Genomic DNA, 17,577 nt, shown 5'->3' with positions numbered 1-17,577 from the left:
ATAGGTACAACGGCTTCACCCAGCATTACTAGAGAACTTAGGAGGTATTAACCATGGCTAAAAAAGCGCCAGATTTGGAAGAGTATAAATATGGCTTCCGTGATGAGCACAAAGCGGTTTTCCAGTCTGGTAAAGGACTGACCCGTGAGATCGTCACTGAAATTTCCCGCATTAAGAATGAGCCGGAGTGGATGCTTGATTTCCGTCTGAAATCACTTGCCCAATTTGAGAAAATGCCTTTGCCGCGTTGGGGCGGGGAATTGGACGATCTGGATTTCAACGATATCCAGTACTATGTTCGTCCTTCGGAGAAGCAGGGGAAGACTTGGGAAGAGGTTCCTTCCGAAATTAAAGAGACTTTCGACAAGCTCGGAATTCCGGAAGCGGAGCAAAAGTTCCTTGCCGGGGTATCTGCCCAGTACGAGTCTGAGGTTGTTTATCACAGCATGCAGAAGAACCTTGAGGATCAAGGGGTTATTTTCACAGATACTGATACAGCTCTGCGTGAGCATCCGGAAATTTTTCGTGAGTACTTCGGTACTGTGATTCCTCCTGCGGACAACAAATTTGCGGCACTGAACAGTGCGGTATGGTCCGGGGGAAGCTTCATCTATGTTCCTAAAGGTGTGAAATGTGAAGTGCCTCTGCAGGCTTACTTCCGTATCAACTCGGAGAACATGGGTCAGTTCGAGCGTACGCTGATCATTGCGGATGAAGACAGCTTCGTCCACTATGTTGAAGGCTGTACAGCTCCAATTTACAGCACAAACTCGCTGCATAGTGCTGTAGTTGAGATCATCTGTAAGAAGAACGCCCGCGTTCGTTACACTACAATCCAGAACTGGGCACCGAACATCTACAACCTGGTAACCAAACGTGCCGTTGCTGAAGAGAATGCAACGATGGAATGGGTGGATGGTAACATCGGTTCCAAGCTGACTATGAAATACCCTGCGGTGGTGTTGAAGGGCCGTGGAGCTAAAGGCAGCGTGCTCTCTATCGCGGTTGCAGGTAAAGGCCAGCATCAGGATGCCGGAGCGAAAATGATTCACCTGGCACCAGATACGACTTCAACGATCGTATCCAAGTCGATCAGTAAGCACGGCGGTAAAGTAACTTACCGTGGCCTTGCATCCTTCGGACGTCAAGCTGAAGGTGCCAAAGCGAACGTGAAATGTGATACGCTGATTCTGGATAACGAATCCACTTCAGATACTATTCCATACAACGAGATTATGAACGACAACATTGTGCTTGAGCATGAGGCGACCGTCTCCAAGGTCTCTGAAGAGCAGCTGTTCTATCTGATGAGCCGCGGATTAAGCGAAGCGGAAGCTACACAGATGATTGTTATGGGCTTCATCGAGCCGTTTACGAAGGAGCTTCCGATGGAGTATGCGGTAGAGATGAACCGTCTTATCAAGTTTGAGATGGAAGGCAGTATTGGTTAAGGCTTATATTACAGGGATTGAGGGTGCGGATTTAGCGGTTTGACTTATTATACGAACTGTTCATAATAATGAAGCCGTATTATCCTAACATTCGTTAGTAACAACATGTAGATACGTGTCCGTTGTGACTTCACGCTTGCGTGCCTAAGTCGCTCGGACACGTATTTTTTTTATAGCCACTGGACCGTATCTGAATCGGAGAGGATGAGAAGAGGCCAGATGTTGAAGAAATTATACATGGAGAGAAACCTGTGTACGGAATTACCATGCTTGAGGAAATGAACGCTGGAAGTCCATAACAAATGGCAAGATTCTATTGCGTGATACAATTTTTTTGACTATAGTCCAAGATAAGAAGATGGAGCGAGACAGGGAGTGCGGGAATTGAAATCAGCTAGAGTTCTGTATGCGAATCTAAGTTTGAGAGTACGACTAACGGCATCATACATTGCACTTATTGTCGTCTCCATCACTGTAATGGGCGTTGGTTATTATGTGAAGAGTTCGGAAGTTGTATTGAAGAATGCAAGCGGAACGTATTTAGGGTTAGTGAGAAGCAGCAATCAGTCTCTGGATGCGAAGTTTGCAGGAGTAGAGCAGAGCGCAATTAATATGCATTTGGATGAAGATTTATACGAATTTTTTAATACAACCAATTTGCAAAAGAAATATTTCAATTACGATAATGACAGAAGAATAACTCGTGTTCTACAGAAGTATTTTCCTACCTCCGAGGACGTATACTCGGTCAATTTGGCAACGAAGGACTACACCTTTGGAGGAAACCCAAATTTCTGGATCCCGAAAAAAGATTTCTCTGCATCCGATGTCTACCAGATTGGTATGAATGCAAGAGATCGCACATTGTGGATCCCTACCTATAATTTACTAGAGAAATTTTATGCCACTTCTGAGGTGTCTAGCACTAAAGACAAGTACGTATTTACGGCTACCAGACTGGTTAACTTATCGCTTGTCTCGAATAATTTGCTCAGACCCATGAATAAAGATGCTGAAAGGCCGATTCTGCTCGTTAACTTCCAAGAATCTATGATAAGCCGGGCTTTTAAAATGAGCCTTGTTGTTAAGGATGCTTATTATTATGTTTTGACAAAAGACAACGAGGTTGTATCAACTTCAAATCACTTAGGTTCCAAGCCCGTAAGCCGTGAGTGGATCAACAGTGCTATCTCGAAGAAAAGCGGTACTGAGGTTATAGAGGTTGACGGGAAGAAGATGGTCGTCTGCTTTGATGTGATCCCTACGACGGGCTGGTTGTCCACGATGTTCATCCCCTACAACAATCTATTGAAGACGATGCCCAATATGATCAGCTTTACTCTCTATTCCACTGTATTGGTCCTTGTTTTATCTGTTTTTGTTGCCTCTATTATTTCAAGCAAAATTACATTGCCTCTTAAGAAGTTGATGTGGGGAATTAAGCAGATTGGGGTAGGGAATTTTAATACGAGGATAGAAACTTACGGCACTAGCGAAGTCAATCTAATCATCCATAAATTCAATCAGATGAATGATAAGATCCAAATATTGATCGAGGAAAATTATGAGACTCACTTAAAGGAGATGGAGGCAGAACTAAAGGCGCTTAATTTTCAATTCAATCCGCATTTTCTTTATAATACACTCAATATTATCAATTATTTGGCTATCGAGAATAAGCAGATGGTAATCAGCAACATGCTCGTAGAGCTATCAGAAATGCTGGAATATACAGCTAAAAAATCAGGCGAAGTGTCTTTTGGAGAAGATGTGAAATATTTACAAAATTACGTTTATATTATGCGGCAGCGGTTTGAAGATAAATTTAATGTCGAATATCATATTGATCCCGAGTTATACCGTTATTCTGTGCCCAAATTTTTCTTGCAGCCATTCATGGAGAATGCGCTGATTCATGCGTTTGAAGATAGGGAGACGGACTGCTGGATCAGGGTAAGCGGGCGGATCGAAGATCACACGAGGGTATTTACCATTGAAGATAACGGAATAGGCATGGACCCGGACATGCTCAGACGCGTGCTAGCGACAATAGACGACCCGGTCAGTATGAGTAAATCCATTGGTATTGCCAATGTGAACAAGCGGGTAAAGCTCATCTATGGTTCCCAGTACGGTGTTGAAATTGAATCCCAAAGACATAAAGGCACAATGATAACAATTACGTTACCGCTGCCATCTACCCGGGTGTTAGGGTAAAGTGGACATGCCACCGTTATGACGGTGGTTTTTTTGATGAAAATCAAAATGTATGGATTTTCAGTATTAGAGTCCACCTTCTTACGTTTTTTAGAGTAGGATCAGCAAGAGTATCACGCTATGATGAAAGCGCAAACAATATATGTTCAATGGAGGGTATACAATGAAAAAAAGAAAAAGAGGGCTACTAGCTGTTACTGGTGTACTCACTTTATCCCTACTTGCCGGATGTTCCTCTGGTGGACAAGCAAATGATGGATCTGCGGGAGACAAGGGCCAGGCTGTCCAAAAGGAAGTGGAGATTTCCTACTGGAGACCGCAAGCAAGCGGACCAGAAGATGACTTCTACGTGAGAAGAGTTGATGAGTTCAATAAGGCCTACCAAGGGAAAATTAAGTTGAAGATGGAGCCGATTACACGAGGAAACTCATTTGCATATGAAGACAAAATAAATGCTGCTGTAGCCTCTCATACGCTACCCGACGTGGTATCCATGGACGGTCCGAATGTTGCGAATTATGCAGCATCCAATATTATCATCCCGCTCGATGAATATTACACCAAGGATGATCTGAATGACTTCGTTCCTTCTATCATTCAGCAAGGGACCTATAAAGGCAAATTTTATGCGGCCGGTCTGGCCGAGTCTTCTGTTGTCTTATTCTATAACAAGAAGATTATGAAGCAGTACGGCATTGAACCTCCAACGAATATTAAGGATGCCTGGACTTGGGATCAATGGTATGACGTGATGAAGAAGACGGCACATAACGATGTGTTCGGTACAAACATGATCAATGATAAAGGTGAGTGGATGACATACGCCTTCGAGCAGATGTGGATTTCAGCGGGAACGGACATCGTAAATAAAGAAGGCACAAAGGCTCAGGGATGGGTTAACAGTGACAAGGGACTTGAAGCTGCGAGCTTCCTGCAGAAGCTGGCAAAAGAAAAATTGTTTAATATTGATCCGAAACCGACCGAGTTCGAAGAAGGTAAAGCTGCGACAAAGCTGGGCGGCCCTTGGAACATTCCAGGCTTCAAGAATTATCCGGACCTAGAATGGGGCATAACTTACTTTCCTAGGAAAGCTGACGGTATCGTAACCTCTCCATCGGGCAGTTGGGCTATTGGAGTATCAACGGACAGCAAGCATCCGAAGGAAGCAGCGGAAGTGGTGAAGTGGATGACGAACAAGGACAGTTCCGCTCAGTTAGCCAAAGCGATCAGCATGCCTGCAAGCAGAAAGTCGGCCTATGACAGCCTGCCGGAGTATAACGAGCTTCCTTTGCGTGTGATTAAAGAACAAGTGACGACAGTGTCCCATGCAAGACCTGTAACTCCAGCCTACCCAGTGCTGACGCAAAAGTTCGCCGAAGCATTGACGGATATCATGATGGGGGCTGATGTGAAGGAATCCTTGGATAATGTAGCTTCAGCTTACGATGATGAATATCAACGGAATTTTAGCAACTAAAGCTATTCAAATGAAAATGGGAAGCGACATCAGAACATAACTGATATGAGCACCTGATGTCGCTCCCACGATCATTTAGAAGATGGACTTTCGATTAGGATTCTTATATAGGGGGGATTATTGATCCATGCCTAATGTTAGTACACAAGTCCACACAGGCACAAAGTCAAATGTGACATCAATCGGGCTTCAGAAGCGAAGAGAGTCTATTACGGGATATTCATTCATTCTTCCAGCCGTGCTCCTGCTGATGTTGTTCTTGCTGCTGCCATTTTTGTTGGCGGTGGTGTTCGGATTCACCAAATTTAATTTGCTGCGGCCTGATCAGATTAAATTTACTGGCCTGGACAATTATGTGCTCCTGTTTAAGGATAAGCTCTTTTATAAATCTTTGTATAACACGCTGTATTTCACAGTCGTTGTTGTTCCTGTCCAATCGGCGGTGGCACTAATGTTGGCACTCCTAGTCAATAATCAGCTTAAGCTGAGAAATGTATTTAGGATTGCTTACTTTAGCCCTGTCATTACATCTATGACTGTCATCGCTATTTTGTGGATTTCTCTGTACAACCCTAATGAAGGACTAATCAATTCAGCTTTAAATATGCTTGGCATACCGAAGCAGCCCTTTTTGCGTAGCGCGGATCAAGCGATGAACTCCATCATCTTCATGTCCGTATGGCAAGCCGCAGGCTATCAAATGATGATTTTTCTAGCAGGTCTTCAGAGTATACCGAAAGATTTATATGAAGCCTCAGCCATGGACGGTGCAAATAAGTTCCAACAGCTCAAATTTATTACGATTCCAAGTTTGTACAATGTTATCGTATTCGTACTGACAATTACCACGATTCAAGCGGTGAAGCTGTTCACACAACCTTATGTGATGACAAATGGCGGGCCGGAGAATTCTACAAGAACACTGGCCCTGCTTATATACCAGCAAGGGTTCCAATTCAGGAACGCAGGTTATGCATCCGCCGTATCTGTTATTTTCTTTATGATTGTAGTTTTAATTTCCTTTTTCATGAAGAGGTTTTTTAGAGATAGATAATATTTGGAAGGGGTTAAGCTTATGGCTGATCGCAGGATTAAAATTTTCATCTATGGGTCCAATATTATCATGTCGGTGCTCTTTATTATCCCACTGCTATGGATGGTCGTATCCTCACTTAAACCCGAATCTCAAATTTTCGCGGATCTAGGCTCCATTAAGTCTTTACTCCCTACGAATATAACATTTGATAACTATATTAAGGCTTTTGACCGGATCCCCATGTTGAAATATTTATTTAACAGCTTGTTCTACGTTGCGGTTATCGGCATAAGCGGCTTAGGGGTTAACTCTATCTGTGGATATGCGCTGGCCAAGCTCAATTTTAAAGGAAAAGGTGTAGTTCTTACGGCTATTATTGCACTGATGATTGTGCCATTTGAGAGTATCGTGATGCCGCTCTATCTGGTTGTTAATAGCTTGAGCTGGGTGAACACTTGGCTGGCACTCATTGTTCCATTTATTGCGAACTGCTTCAGCATATTCATGTTCCGTCAGTTTTTTATGGATATTCCGAACGAGCTTCTGGAATCGGCTGCGATTGACGGTTCATCTCCCATGAAGACGTTTCTCAAAATAGTCGTTCCCCTCTCGGGACCGGTGTTTACGACTGTATTCATTCTGGACTTTATCTCCCATTGGGGGGATTTCATGTGGCCTATACTGGTAACTACAGGAGAATCCTTGAGAAATGTTCAGCTCGGCATCCAAACGTTCTTTACACTCCCACCTATATTCTATGGGCAAATTATGGCGACCCTTACTTTTACCACCTTGCCGATCGTTGTGATTTTTCTGCTGTTGCAAAAGTACTATGTGCAGGGCATCACCAGCACCGGGATCAAAGGGTAATCTTACACGGTTATTGTTCCGGGCATTCATATAGGCGAATCTGTGGTAGGCTTATAGTTAACCAGATCTCGCTTATCATACTCTGCTGAAACATTTGGACACAATGTAAGGGGGCTTGCATGCAAAACATATTGGTAGTGGATGATGAGGCTATACAGCGAAGAGTACTCGCGAAAATAATCAGGGAAGCTAGGCCAAACTGTAAGGTGCTGGAAGTCAAAAATGGTCAAGAAGCATTAGGGGTCATCCAAAGTGATGACATCGATATTGTGTTCACTGATATTAAGATGCCTACACTAAGCGGCCTAGAAATGATAGAAAAGATGAATGCGTCTTCTCATGACATCAAAGTGATTATACTTAGTGGCTACCGTTATTTTGAATATGCCCAAAAGGCGCTCCGATTAGGCGTATTTGATTATCTGCTAAAGCCTGTGAAAGAGGAAAGTATATTTCAAATCCTAGATAAGGTGGAAACTAATTTTCGAAAAGAAAAGATGACTTTGCTTGAAAATGAACAAATTAAGCAGCAGTTAAACCGGACACTTTCCGTCTATTATGAACGTCTTCTCTCCGACTGGATGTCGGGAGAAATAGCCGAGTTTAAATACGCAGAAATTCGTCAGCAATTCGCTCTAGAGAGCAGGGGGCTCGTGATCGCAGCCAAGCTGCGAGACGATACTCCTCTGATGGAATCTCTGAACAATGTGGATCGAATGAAGGGCGTTATGCTAAGTGATATGCAGGAACTGAGCAATTCTATCGGCCCCTCTGTCTCCTTCTTCTCAGGTGAGGATAAGAGTCTGTTGATCACGGTACTGACCATGGTTCGGCCTTATATCGAGGAAAGCGAGAAGCTGGCGAGACTTCTTAGAAAGTTCTCAGAACAGATATTTGAGAAATTTGCAGTTTCTTTAACGATCGGAATTGGAGAGGAACGATGCAACCTGGTTCATGAAGCGAGGTATTCTTGTAAAGAAGCGCTGACAGCGGCTTCTTTTCGCTATTTTTTGCATACCCAGGATGTGATCAACTATTCAGACATAAGTGCCCTTATTCGTACCCTTCATTATGATTATTTGAAAGAAGAAGAGCTGTTTAAGGAATCCATCCGTACAATAAAGAGTGAGCAGATTGTTAAACTTACCGATGAGTGGTTTGCACGTATAGTAGAAAACGGATTGCCTTATCCCGATCAATGGAAGAAAGCTGTAACACGAATGATATCTGGCGTAGCTGGTGTTATCAAAGACTTTGTGTCTGATCAGAACTATAAAGATATCCTGCATGAGGCCGAGATGTGGCTGTCTGCCAGCAGTGATTATGCGGAATGTAAAAGCCGCTTTCTGGAGATGCTGCTCAAGTTTATGGATATTATCCACAAGAGCCGTTCCAGAAAGCACGAATCTGTTATTGAAACGTGTGTCCATTATCTGCAGATGCATTATATGGAGGATTTATCACTTGAGCGGGTAGCGAATCATTTGTTTTTTAGCCCCAATTATTTGAGTCTGTTATTTAAAAATCACTTGGGGATGACATTCAGTAAATATTTGACTGACTTGCGGATAAAGAAAGGGATCGAACTGTTGCAGAACAGCAGTATGAAGGTCTATGAAGTTGCTACTAAAATCGGCTTTAAGGATGACAAGTATTTCTATAGAGTGTTCAAGAGTCGGTTTGGTGTGACGCCGGACGAATACCGAAGGAATAATCACATGCACAAAAAAAAATGGAGTTGAGATGCAAGTGTAGAAAGGCCTTTAACCAACAACCCCAGTGCCGGTTCGGTGCTGGGGTTGTTGGTTAAAGGCAAAAGGAAGAATGAGCAGTTTCATTTTGAAGTTGTTAGTATAAATTCCCTACTCCACAAACACTTCCTGGATGTCGATGTTCGGTTCCCGGGACAGGTCAGCGAAGCGGGTATCCGTTTTCACAAGTGGACGGAAGAAATCGGATGGATTGGTCATAACGATAGAGCCCAGCTCCCCGGACGTCAGACGTACGCGCTTGCCGATAAAGTTCGGCAGCATGTGGCGGATGAAGGCTTGAGTAGGTTCGGGGCTGAACTTGCCGAAGCTGAGTCTATACAGTTCGTGGAGAACGGTTATAAGCTCCTGCTTGTTCTGATAGACCCGGTTAGAGGTCATGGCGCTGTATACATCAGCAATGGCGGTAATCTTGGCAAACGGATGAATCTCTGAGCTGGTTAGGCCCTGCGGATAACCGCTTCCATCTTCGCGTTCATGATGCTGGAGGGCAACCAGAGCGGAGATCTCATCCGTTGTGGAATTACGAATAATTTCATAACCGTAAGTGGTATGGCGCTTGATTTCCTCGAACTCTTCTTCCGTCAGCTTGCCTGGTTTGTTAAGAATTTCGGGAGGAACCATGCTTTTGCCGATGTCATGCAGAAAGCCTGCTTTGCCGGCTTTGTAAGCCTCATCATGAGGATATCCCATCCACAGGGCGATATAATATGACAGCATGCCTACCTGCATGGAGTGGTTGTAAGTATAGTTATCCTTGTTGTCCAGCAGAAGGAGAAGGGATATAACATCCTTTTGTGATGTGAGCTGCTCCATCAGAGGCATAAGTAAGTCGTCGACGTCATTCTGGTCGAATTTCCCGGTAGCCAGAGATTCAAGAAAGATGCTTTCGAAAGCATCGATGGCATCATTGAATTGAAGCTCCATCTTTTGAATCGAGGTTACAGGGGAAGCTTCTGTTTCGGAGCTCAAATCGACATCTACGTAATCGATACTATGCTGAACAAGTTTCACGATGGATTCATTGTTGAGCACAGTCCCTTTCTTTAGAACAAAAACCCCATTATTATTAAAGATATCATTTTCTAACCGATCACCTGGAGCCAGCTCCATCACGTGTCGTCTCATAAATTTCCCCCTCATTCGACCCTGTTTGCTATTAATATATCAGGAAATATTTGGGCTGACAATGATTTTGATAGGCTGAAAGACACGCCGTTTCAGGGTCTACAGAGGGGCTCTGGGATTCCATGGTCCTTGTTGATGACCTTTCCATTCAGACCCATCTTCCCATATTTCCTTCTTCCAAATCGGGACGATCTGCTTCAGCCTTTCGATCGCGTATCGGCTGGCTTCGTAACAGGCATCCCGGTGTGGAGAGGAGACGGCAATAATAACACTGGTCTCGGCTATGTCCACCCGTCCGATCCGATGGCTGATGGCGGTAAGGGTGCCAGGCCATTTGAACTGAATTTCCCGGCCTATATTCTGAAGCCCGGATAAGGCCATGGGCACGTAGGCTTCATATTCAAGGTGAACAGTACGCTGTTCCCCAGTCATTTCCCGTGTGGTTCCCACAAAAGACAGCGTAGCCCCGTGATTGGCATGAATGACCTTGGCGGTTACCTCTTCCACGGAGAGGGGAAGTGAACTTATAACATACAGACCGTCCTCAGATTGGCGGACCTCATGATCCGGACCCGTAACGGATTCACCGCCGGAGACGGGAGGTATCAAGGCGACTTCATCCGATGCTGTAATGGAATGGTCTAAGCCTGCATATTCTTGATTTACCGCTACAAAAGATACAGCAATCAAGGAATCGGCTGCGGGATAAGCTTCAGACAGCTGCTGCTTCAGCTCCCCCGCGGTCACGGAGTCACCGGGAAGCTCAACCTGAATTATGGATGAGCCCATACGGTCGGCAAGCCCCGCGAATAATTTTATTGTTAACTGCATAATTTCTCACCTCAGTATGCTTTCTGGACTCTTTTAATATATCATAGGTAGGGAGCACTAAGGTATCTGGGGAAATATCCAAACGACTAAGGAGGAGTGTTCATGCCGCCGGAATTGGATCAGAACAGGCTTACTATACTTCATACGAACGATTTGCACAGCCATTTTGGCGTTATGGCCCGGATTTCCTCCATGATAGAAGAGGAGCGCACACGGGAAGGCGAGTTTCTGTTGTTTGATATCGGGGATCATATGGACCGGATGGCTGTGGAAACGGAAGGGTCCATGGGACAAGCTAATGTGGATGTGCTTAATTTGACGGGCTATGATGCCGTAACCATTGGGAACAATGAAGGCCTTACTTTTACCCCTGATTTGCTTGAAGAAGCCTATTCTGGGCTGCTATGCCCGGTTGTTTGCTGCAATGTGCGCGAACGGAGCTCCGGGGAAGCACCAGTATGGATGAAGAAGCATCTAATCCTACATAAAGGGAACTTCCGGATCGGTGTGATTGGAGCCACTGCCCCTTACACCGAATTTTATGGACTGCTGGGCTGGGATGTCCTGGATGCGGCCCCGGAAATAGCCGACCAGGTTAATCTGTTAAAGGACAAGACAGATTTTATTGTGCTGTTATCACATTTAGGGATTCATACCGATAAAGAAATAGCCCAGACCACGGAAGGAATCGGCCTCATCCTTGGAGGTCATACCCATCATTTATTAGAAGAACCGCTGCGGATTGGCGATGCTTACCTGTCGGCCGCAGAGAAATTCGGCCATTATCTGGGGCTTGTCCAGCTCGTCAGGGATCCGGTGAGCGGCAGGGTGTCTGTGGAGAGCGGGCGGTGTCTCCCGGTTGAGAACGGCCCGGAGAATGCTGAGGTGGGAGAGGCTATAACCATCCACCGCAGGCATGCTCAGGATCGTCTAAAACAGACTGTGGCTATTACGGCAAGTGAATTAAAGGTGGATTATAATCATGAATCCCCTTTTGGCAATCTGCTTGCCCAAGCGGTAAGACGTTTTACGGGTGCCGAGTTGTCGATTGTCAACTCCGGCCAGCTCCTGGATGGGCTGCCTGAGGGCGAGATCAGCGCCGGCATGCTCCATGCCCGCTGCCCCTCACCGATTAACCCCTGCCGGATCCGCCTGAGAGGGGAACATATTCTGTACAGCCTGGAGCAGTCTCTTCTGCCGGAAATGACGGAGAAAGTTATTTATGGTTACGGTTTCAGAGGGAAAGTTCTTGGAAATCTGTGTGTAGACGGGCTCGAGGTGTTGTATAATCCGCTAGCTAAGCCTTATCATAGAATCGTCCAGGCTAATCTCGCAGGCGTTCCGCTTGAGCCCGACCAGATATACTCGGTAGGCACACTTGATATGTTCACGTTTGGCATCGGATATCAGCGGCTGATGCAGGGGACGGACAAGGTGTACATGCTGCCCGAGTTTATCCGTGATCTGCTGCGGATGGAGCTACAGGAGCCGGGGGCCGTAGAGAGCAGCTTTTTGACAAGATGGTTAACAATCTAGGGTGGAAAGTAAAAAAATACCTCACATCACCCGATATAATCTAGGAGGAATGTATGAGTTTAATCGTGGCAATTATTTTGGGTATTGTTGAGGGGCTTACCGAATTCATTCCGGTCTCCTCAACAGGCCATATGATCCTTACGTCCAAGCTGATGGGCTACAACGATCAGTCTCCGGAAATGAAGACATTCGAAATTATTATCCAGCTCGGCGCAATTCTCGCCATTGCGATTGTATATCGTGAGCGTATCTTAAGGCTGTTCGGGTTGAAGAAGGAAAAGCTGATATTCAGCTCGCAAATTCCGGCCCGGAGACTGAACCTGGTTCATGTGATTCTCGGCTGTCTGCCAGGTCTTGCGGTAGGATTCTTATTCCGTCATCAAATTAAGGATTTGTTCAGTACCAGCACAGTGCTGTGGGCGTTGGTAGTTGGTGGTATCTTTATGATCTTTGCGGAATGGTTCGGGAACAACAAGGCCCGTGTCTCAGCCAAAGAATTGGATGATCTTTCTTACGGGCAGGCGCTTCTGATTGGAGTCTATCAGTGCATCTCGATTTTGTGGCCTGGATTCTCACGCTCCGGTTCGACGATTGCCGGGGGGATGCTGAGTGGAGCCAGCTACAGAGCTGCTGCAGATTTCTCATTCCTTATCGCAATTCCAATGATGTGTGCGGCTTCCGGTTATGAACTGCTGGATTCCTACAAATATATTACGGGAAGCACTCTTGGGTATTTCGTTCTTGGATTCATCGTATCTTTCGTTGTGGCCTATGTCGTCGTAGTGGCTTTCCTTAAGCTGCTTCAAAAAATCAAACTTAGACATTTTGCATACTACCGTTTTGTGCTTGCAGCTGTGTTCTGGATCTTTATTATGCGCTAAGTACTGCGAATGTAGAGGCTATTCTCTTCTAATCCGGGGAGTCAGCACGCATATACCGGCAGTTCGTGAAATTGTTTTAGGATACGGAGTGAACCCACTTGCGGCTAATATCTATTAACTCGCTCCAGCCGGGAATGAAGCTGGCCAAAAAAATATATAATGATGAAGGCCTTATTCTGCTCTCGGAAAATGCCGAACTGACTAAAGGGTTGATTCGCAGACTGAAGGAACTTGGTCTTAACCAGGTCTATATTGCTGATCGTCTCACAGATGACATTGTAATCCCGGAAATGATATCCGAAGAAACACGCCGAAGAGCCATGCAGGAGATCCGGACAAACTTTCGTAAAGTTACCGAGCCGGCTCTGAGAGGAAGAGTATATCCCTACCTTGGTAAGACTTTTCTTAAGGTGGTGGAATCCATTCTATCGGACCTCAGCTCCCGGGAAGATGTCATGATTATGATGATGAATATTAACAGTACGGACCATTATTTATACCGTCACTCTCTGAATGTGTGTGTCTATACGCTGCTGCTCGGTAAGGTTCATGGCTATAGTAACGATGCCCTTTCCGTGCTTGGACTCGGGGCACTTCTGCATGATATCGGGAAGACCAAAATCCCGCCATCGGTGCTGCTTAAGCCTGATAGGCTTACGGATCATGAATTTGACTTGATTAAGCAGCATACGGAAATCGGCTTCCAAATGCTCAAGGACGAGCCAGGTGTCCCGCTGGTTGCAGCGCACTGTGCCCTTCAGCATCATGAAAGGCTCAATGGCAGTGGATATCCACGGGGCATTCAAGGAAGCGAAATCCATGAATATGCACGGTGGCTTGCCATTGCCGATTCTTATGACGCCATGACCACACACCGGATATACCGGTCAGCTCTGCTGCCTCATCAGGCGACAGAAATTCTGTATGCTGGCTGTGACACTTTGTATGAGAAGTCGAAGCTCGAGATCTTCAGGGACTCTGTGGCGATCTATCCAATTGGAATAACCGTAGGGCTAAGTACAGGAGAACGCGGAGTTGTAGTCCGAATCAATCCTGACATCCCTCAGCGTCCTGTTATCCGGGTGTTTATGGGACCAGAGGGAGAGGAGCTTAAAGCCCCGTATGAAGTGAACTTGGCGGTTAAACTGTCCGTGGTCATTACATATGTTGAAGGCACCGAGCCTGAAATAGCTCATGTATAGCCGTATACTAGACCTGTTCCGCCCGTCCCTTAGTGGACGGGTTTTGTGCTGTGTCCGCTGTGCGCATTTTGACAGATCGTGATAAGATGGAGATTAAGAAAAATGAGAATTAGGTTAATAAAAGAAATAAGGTGTGTAAATCATGAGTATAACTAATTTTTCACAAAGCAATTTAAATGCGATTCATCCGAATAATGATCCATGGGATCCGATAGTATCGCTCCGTAAATACGGCCGCCATGTGCTGACGAGTGTGGAAATGACCGTAACCAATCTGTGTAATATGCGCTGTGAGCATTGTGCGGTTGGTGACAGTCTGGTGATGAGAGAGCCTGAGCAGATCCCACTCGCGCTGATGCTGAAGAGGCTGGATGAAGTTGAGCACCTTCAGACAATCAGTATTACCGGAGGGGAGCCGACCTTTAGAAAACAGACTGTTGAGGAGAAGATTATTCCGCTGCTGCGGTATGCGAAAGAGCGGGGAGTCCGGTCTCAAATCAACTCTAACCTGACTCTGGACTACGAGCGTTACGAGAAGCTGCTTCCTTACTTGGACGTGATGCATATCTCGTTCAACTACACAAGCAGTGATGACTTCTACGAAGTCGGGTTTGCCCGCAGCGGACATCCTGTGAAACGGGAAGTGGCCGACCGGATGTATCATACCATGATTGAGAATTCGATCAGGCTTAGTGAAGCTGGGATGTTTATCTCTGCCGAGACTATGATTAACTACCGTACCCACAAGAAGCTGCCTGAGATTCATCGCCTGATTCTTGATATGGGCTGCAAGCGTCATGAGGTGCACCCGATGTATGCGGCTGATTTTGCGGAAGGACTGCCTGTTCTGTCTCTGCAGGATATGCGAAACGGAATTGAATCCCTGCTTGATGTGCGTGATCCTAACACGTGGATGCTCTTCGGGACACTGCCTTTCTTCGCATGCAGCGGGGATGAGCAGGAGTTGCAGCTGATCCGGCGCTTAAGAAATGAGCCGAATGTGACGGTCCGGAATGATCCCGATGGAAGAAATCGTGTCAATGTGAACATGTTCACGGGAGATGTGTACGTTACGGATTTCGCAGCCATTCCTTCGTTCGGTAATGTGGAAGGTGAAAGTCTGGATCAAATCTTTAACAAATGGCTTCATACCCATCCGCTCAACCAGACAGTCAATTGTCATTGTGATGCTGCGGGATGCTGTGGACCGAACCTGCTTGTGAAAGATATGTATTACCAAGACACAGATTTCAAATCGCGCACAGCGATTACATTATAGAAACGAGGCGTTGGTCGTGCCGCATGAATTTGAACTTGGAAAACTGGTTCTGAATCTTCTTGTTGTATTTATTCTGGTGTTCTTAAATGGAGTTTTTGTTGCTGCTGAATTCTCTCTGGTCAAAATGCGCCAGTCCAGGCTAACCCAACTGGTGAGCGAGGGGAACCGGCGTGCCGGATTTGCCTTGAAGGTGAATCAGCGGCTGGATGCCTATCTTTCGGCAACTCAATTAGGGATTACCTTGGCATCACTGGGGCTTGGATGGGTCGGTGAGCCGGCGATATCGGAGCTGCTTATTGAACCTATCATGTACAAATTGGGCATTACAGACAAGACCTTGATTTCCACCGTGTCGGTTGCGCTTGGGTTCTGTATTATTACTTTTTTACATATCGTTCTTGGGGAGCTGGCTCCCAAATCCCTGGCCATACAGAAGACGGAATCGGCTACCTTGTGGCTGTCGGCCCCGCTGATGTACTTCTATAAGGTGTTTATGCCAGTGATCTGGCTGCTAAATACAGCCGCTAACGGCATGCTGAGAATGGCGGGAATTGAGCCGGCCAGCGAGGCCGAGGCTGCGCATTCGGAGGAAGAAATAAGGATCTTGATGAATCAAAGCGCCAAGAGTGGTGTGATTGATAAGGATGAGATCAAGCTGATGGACAATATCTTTGATTTCTCCGACCTGCTGGCCCGGGAGATTATGCTTCCGCGTACAGATATGGACTGTTTATATACGAATCTCTCCTGGGAAGAGAATATGAAGATTGTCAGTGAGACCAAGCATTCCCGGTATCCGGTAGCCGTGGAAGACAAGGATCAGATCATCGGTTTCGTTCATATTACCGATCTGCTTCTTCCAGACCATAGTCATGGAAACAATCTGGAGCAGTTGATTCGCCCGATCCTAAATGTGCCGGAATCTATGGAGATCAGCCAGGTGCTGAGACTCATGCAGAAGAAGCACTCACAGCTCACGCTGGTGGTTGATGAGTACGGCGGAACAGCTGGGCTTTTGACGGCTGAAGAGATTCTGGAGGAGATTGTCGGCGATCTTCATGACGAATTTGAAGACGAGCGCCCTGAGATTGAATTGCTTGCGGACGGGAGCTATTCGGTGGACGGCAGAATTCTGCTTGAAGATGTAAATGATCTTACCGGCATTGAGATTGAGGATGATGAGGTGGATTCCATCGGCGGCTGGCTCTTTAAGGAGCTGGAGGGGGCTCCAGTTAAAGGGAAGAAGGTCCAGGTAGGAAGGGTATGTTTTGAGGTAGCCGAAGCCACCCGGCTAAGAATTACAAGAATTCATATCCGCCAGATCGTCAAGCCGGAAGACAGCGGGGCAGAGCCCGGATTACAGCAATAGAATGGTGAGGATGACCCTGTTCTAAGAGCGTATTACTATGCTTGGGACAGGGTCTTTTTTTGAATCAAAATGAGTTTTGGAATTCAGGCTGTACTCCTGAGCGGCATCCGCCAGGGGATATATGATTTATAAGCTTGTCAGATCAGCTTCTTTTGGACGGGATATTCCGTGCCGGAAGGAGCTTTTTTAGCTGAAAAGGAATTTTGAGGTTCGAATTCTGGGCGGATGACATATGTTAAATAAGAAGGGAAGTTTTTGAATGAGCATGTATGTCTGATTACGGACTTTCTCAAAAAAAGGAGGAAAGCTACGTGTCCCATCCGCAGGAAATTGCCTGGTACCCTTTTATAGGCCCGTGTGATCCTTGTCCGCCGATTACCTGCAAAACATACTCCACGCCGCCGCACCTATTCATGCCGTTCCAGCCGCTGAATCTGCCCCAGTTCAGTCCGAGGGATGCTCTGATGCATGGCACCTTATGGCCGGCTCTGTACAGCCCGTATGAATCCAAGTGGGGAAAAGGACGGTGAG

At 46.0% G+C, this 17,577-nt stretch carries 14 protein-coding genes; 12 read left to right on the top strand and 2 right to left on the bottom strand.

Annotated features, from left to right (window positions below):
* Positions 1-53 precede the first annotated feature (53 nt).
* The 6 genes from sufB to BN6628_RS19030 all read left to right on the top strand — a co-directional run bounded on the left by sufB (position 54) and on the right by BN6628_RS19030 (position 8,793).
* Positions 54-1,451, top strand: a complete 1,398-nt coding sequence (gene sufB / locus BN6628_RS19055; protein WP_068619944.1) for a Fe-S cluster assembly protein SufB — start codon at positions 54-56, stop codon at positions 1,449-1,451.
* A gap of 384 nt (positions 1,452-1,835) precedes the next feature.
* Positions 1,836-3,668 (top strand): cache domain-containing sensor histidine kinase, encoded by a 1,833-nt coding sequence (locus BN6628_RS19050; RefSeq protein ID WP_068619943.1) that lies wholly within the window; start codon positions 1,836-1,838, stop codon positions 3,666-3,668.
* A 163-nt stretch (positions 3,669-3,831) separates the two neighbouring features.
* Positions 3,832-5,145, top strand: a complete 1,314-nt coding sequence (locus BN6628_RS19045; RefSeq protein WP_068619942.1) for an ABC transporter substrate-binding protein — start codon at positions 3,832-3,834, stop codon at positions 5,143-5,145.
* A 127-nt stretch (positions 5,146-5,272) separates the two neighbouring features.
* Complete coding sequence (locus tag BN6628_RS19040; RefSeq protein ID WP_082926980.1) at positions 5,273-6,199, top strand: carbohydrate ABC transporter permease; 927 nt, start codon at positions 5,273-5,275, stop codon at positions 6,197-6,199.
* Between the two features lie 21 nt (positions 6,200-6,220).
* Positions 6,221-7,051: a carbohydrate ABC transporter permease gene (locus BN6628_RS19035; RefSeq protein WP_068619941.1), complete on the top strand. Its 831-nt coding sequence runs from the start codon at positions 6,221-6,223 to the stop codon at positions 7,049-7,051.
* Positions 7,052-7,188: 137 nt separating this feature from the next.
* Entirely contained in the window at positions 7,189-8,793 is a 1,605-nt protein-coding gene (locus BN6628_RS19030; RefSeq protein ID WP_235847741.1) for a response regulator, read from the top strand.
* A gap of 120 nt (positions 8,794-8,913) precedes the next feature.
* Here BN6628_RS19030 and BN6628_RS19025 read toward each other — a convergent pair whose 3' ends face one another.
* Positions 8,914-9,948 carry an HD-GYP domain-containing protein gene (locus BN6628_RS19025; RefSeq protein WP_068619939.1) on the bottom strand — a complete coding sequence of 345 codons (1,035 nt, stop codon included), beginning with the start codon at positions 9,946-9,948 and terminating at the stop codon, positions 8,914-8,916.
* A gap of 99 nt (positions 9,949-10,047) precedes the next feature.
* On the bottom strand, positions 10,048-10,779 hold the full coding sequence (gene moaD, locus BN6628_RS19020) for a molybdopterin converting factor subunit 1 (protein ID WP_068619938.1): 732 nt from the start codon (positions 10,777-10,779) through the stop codon (positions 10,048-10,050).
* Positions 10,780-10,881: 102 nt separating this feature from the next.
* Here moaD and BN6628_RS19015 point away from each other — a divergent pair, with 102 nt between their 5' ends.
* The 6 genes from BN6628_RS19015 to BN6628_RS18990 all read left to right on the top strand — a co-directional run bounded on the left by BN6628_RS19015 (position 10,882) and on the right by BN6628_RS18990 (position 17,576).
* The gene (locus BN6628_RS19015) at positions 10,882-12,315 is read left to right on the top strand and encodes a bifunctional metallophosphatase/5'-nucleotidase (protein WP_068619937.1); all 1,434 of its coding nucleotides are present in this window, start codon (positions 10,882-10,884) and stop codon (positions 12,313-12,315) included.
* Between the two features lie 53 nt (positions 12,316-12,368).
* Positions 12,369-13,196: an undecaprenyl-diphosphate phosphatase gene (locus BN6628_RS19010; RefSeq protein ID WP_068619936.1), complete on the top strand. Its 828-nt coding sequence runs from the start codon at positions 12,369-12,371 to the stop codon at positions 13,194-13,196.
* A 98-nt stretch (positions 13,197-13,294) separates the two neighbouring features.
* Positions 13,295-14,398 (top strand): HD-GYP domain-containing protein, encoded by a 1,104-nt coding sequence (locus BN6628_RS19005; protein WP_068619935.1) that lies wholly within the window; start codon positions 13,295-13,297, stop codon positions 14,396-14,398.
* 142 nt (positions 14,399-14,540) lie between these two features.
* The gene (gene yfkAB, locus BN6628_RS19000) at positions 14,541-15,677 is read left to right on the top strand and encodes a radical SAM/CxCxxxxC motif protein YfkAB (protein ID WP_089153566.1); all 1,137 of its coding nucleotides are present in this window, start codon (positions 14,541-14,543) and stop codon (positions 15,675-15,677) included.
* A gap of 16 nt (positions 15,678-15,693) precedes the next feature.
* Positions 15,694-17,046 (top strand): hemolysin family protein, encoded by a 1,353-nt coding sequence (locus BN6628_RS18995; RefSeq protein ID WP_068619934.1) that lies wholly within the window; start codon positions 15,694-15,696, stop codon positions 17,044-17,046.
* Between the two features lie 311 nt (positions 17,047-17,357).
* Positions 17,358-17,576 (top strand): spore coat associated protein CotJA, encoded by a 219-nt coding sequence (locus BN6628_RS18990; protein WP_068619933.1) that lies wholly within the window; start codon positions 17,358-17,360, stop codon positions 17,574-17,576.
* Position 17,577 lies beyond the last annotated feature (1 nt).

This window comes from Paenibacillus tuaregi (assembly GCF_900086655.1).
Classification (GTDB): Bacteria; Bacillota; Bacilli; order Paenibacillales; family Paenibacillaceae; genus Fontibacillus; species Fontibacillus tuaregi.
Note: the sequence above shows the minus strand (reverse complement) of the source record. Positions and strands in the feature narration are given on the sequence as shown.

What these genes read in the sequence shown, in the direction of transcription:
- BN6628_RS19035 (WP_068619941.1), top strand. Translation starts at nt 6,221, where the DNA reads ATGGCTGATCGCAGGATTAAAATTTTCATCTATGGGTCCAATATTATC.
- BN6628_RS19045 (WP_068619942.1), top strand. Translation starts at nt 3,832, where the DNA reads ATGAAAAAAAGAAAAAGAGGGCTACTAGCTGTTACTGGTGTACTCACT.
- BN6628_RS19025 (WP_068619939.1), bottom strand. Translation starts at nt 9,948, where the DNA reads ATGAGACGACACGTGATGGAGCTGGCTCCAGGTGATCGGTTAGAAAAT.
- BN6628_RS19015 (WP_068619937.1), top strand. Translation starts at nt 10,882, where the DNA reads ATGCCGCCGGAATTGGATCAGAACAGGCTTACTATACTTCATACGAAC.
- sufB (WP_068619944.1), top strand. Translation starts at nt 54, where the DNA reads ATGGCTAAAAAAGCGCCAGATTTGGAAGAGTATAAATATGGCTTCCGT.
- yfkAB (WP_089153566.1), top strand. Translation starts at nt 14,541, where the DNA reads ATGAGTATAACTAATTTTTCACAAAGCAATTTAAATGCGATTCATCCG.
- moaD (WP_068619938.1), bottom strand. Translation starts at nt 10,779, where the DNA reads ATGCAGTTAACAATAAAATTATTCGCGGGGCTTGCCGACCGTATGGGC.
- BN6628_RS19010 (WP_068619936.1), top strand. Translation starts at nt 12,369, where the DNA reads ATGAGTTTAATCGTGGCAATTATTTTGGGTATTGTTGAGGGGCTTACC.
- BN6628_RS19040 (WP_082926980.1), top strand. Translation starts at nt 5,273, where the DNA reads ATGCCTAATGTTAGTACACAAGTCCACACAGGCACAAAGTCAAATGTG.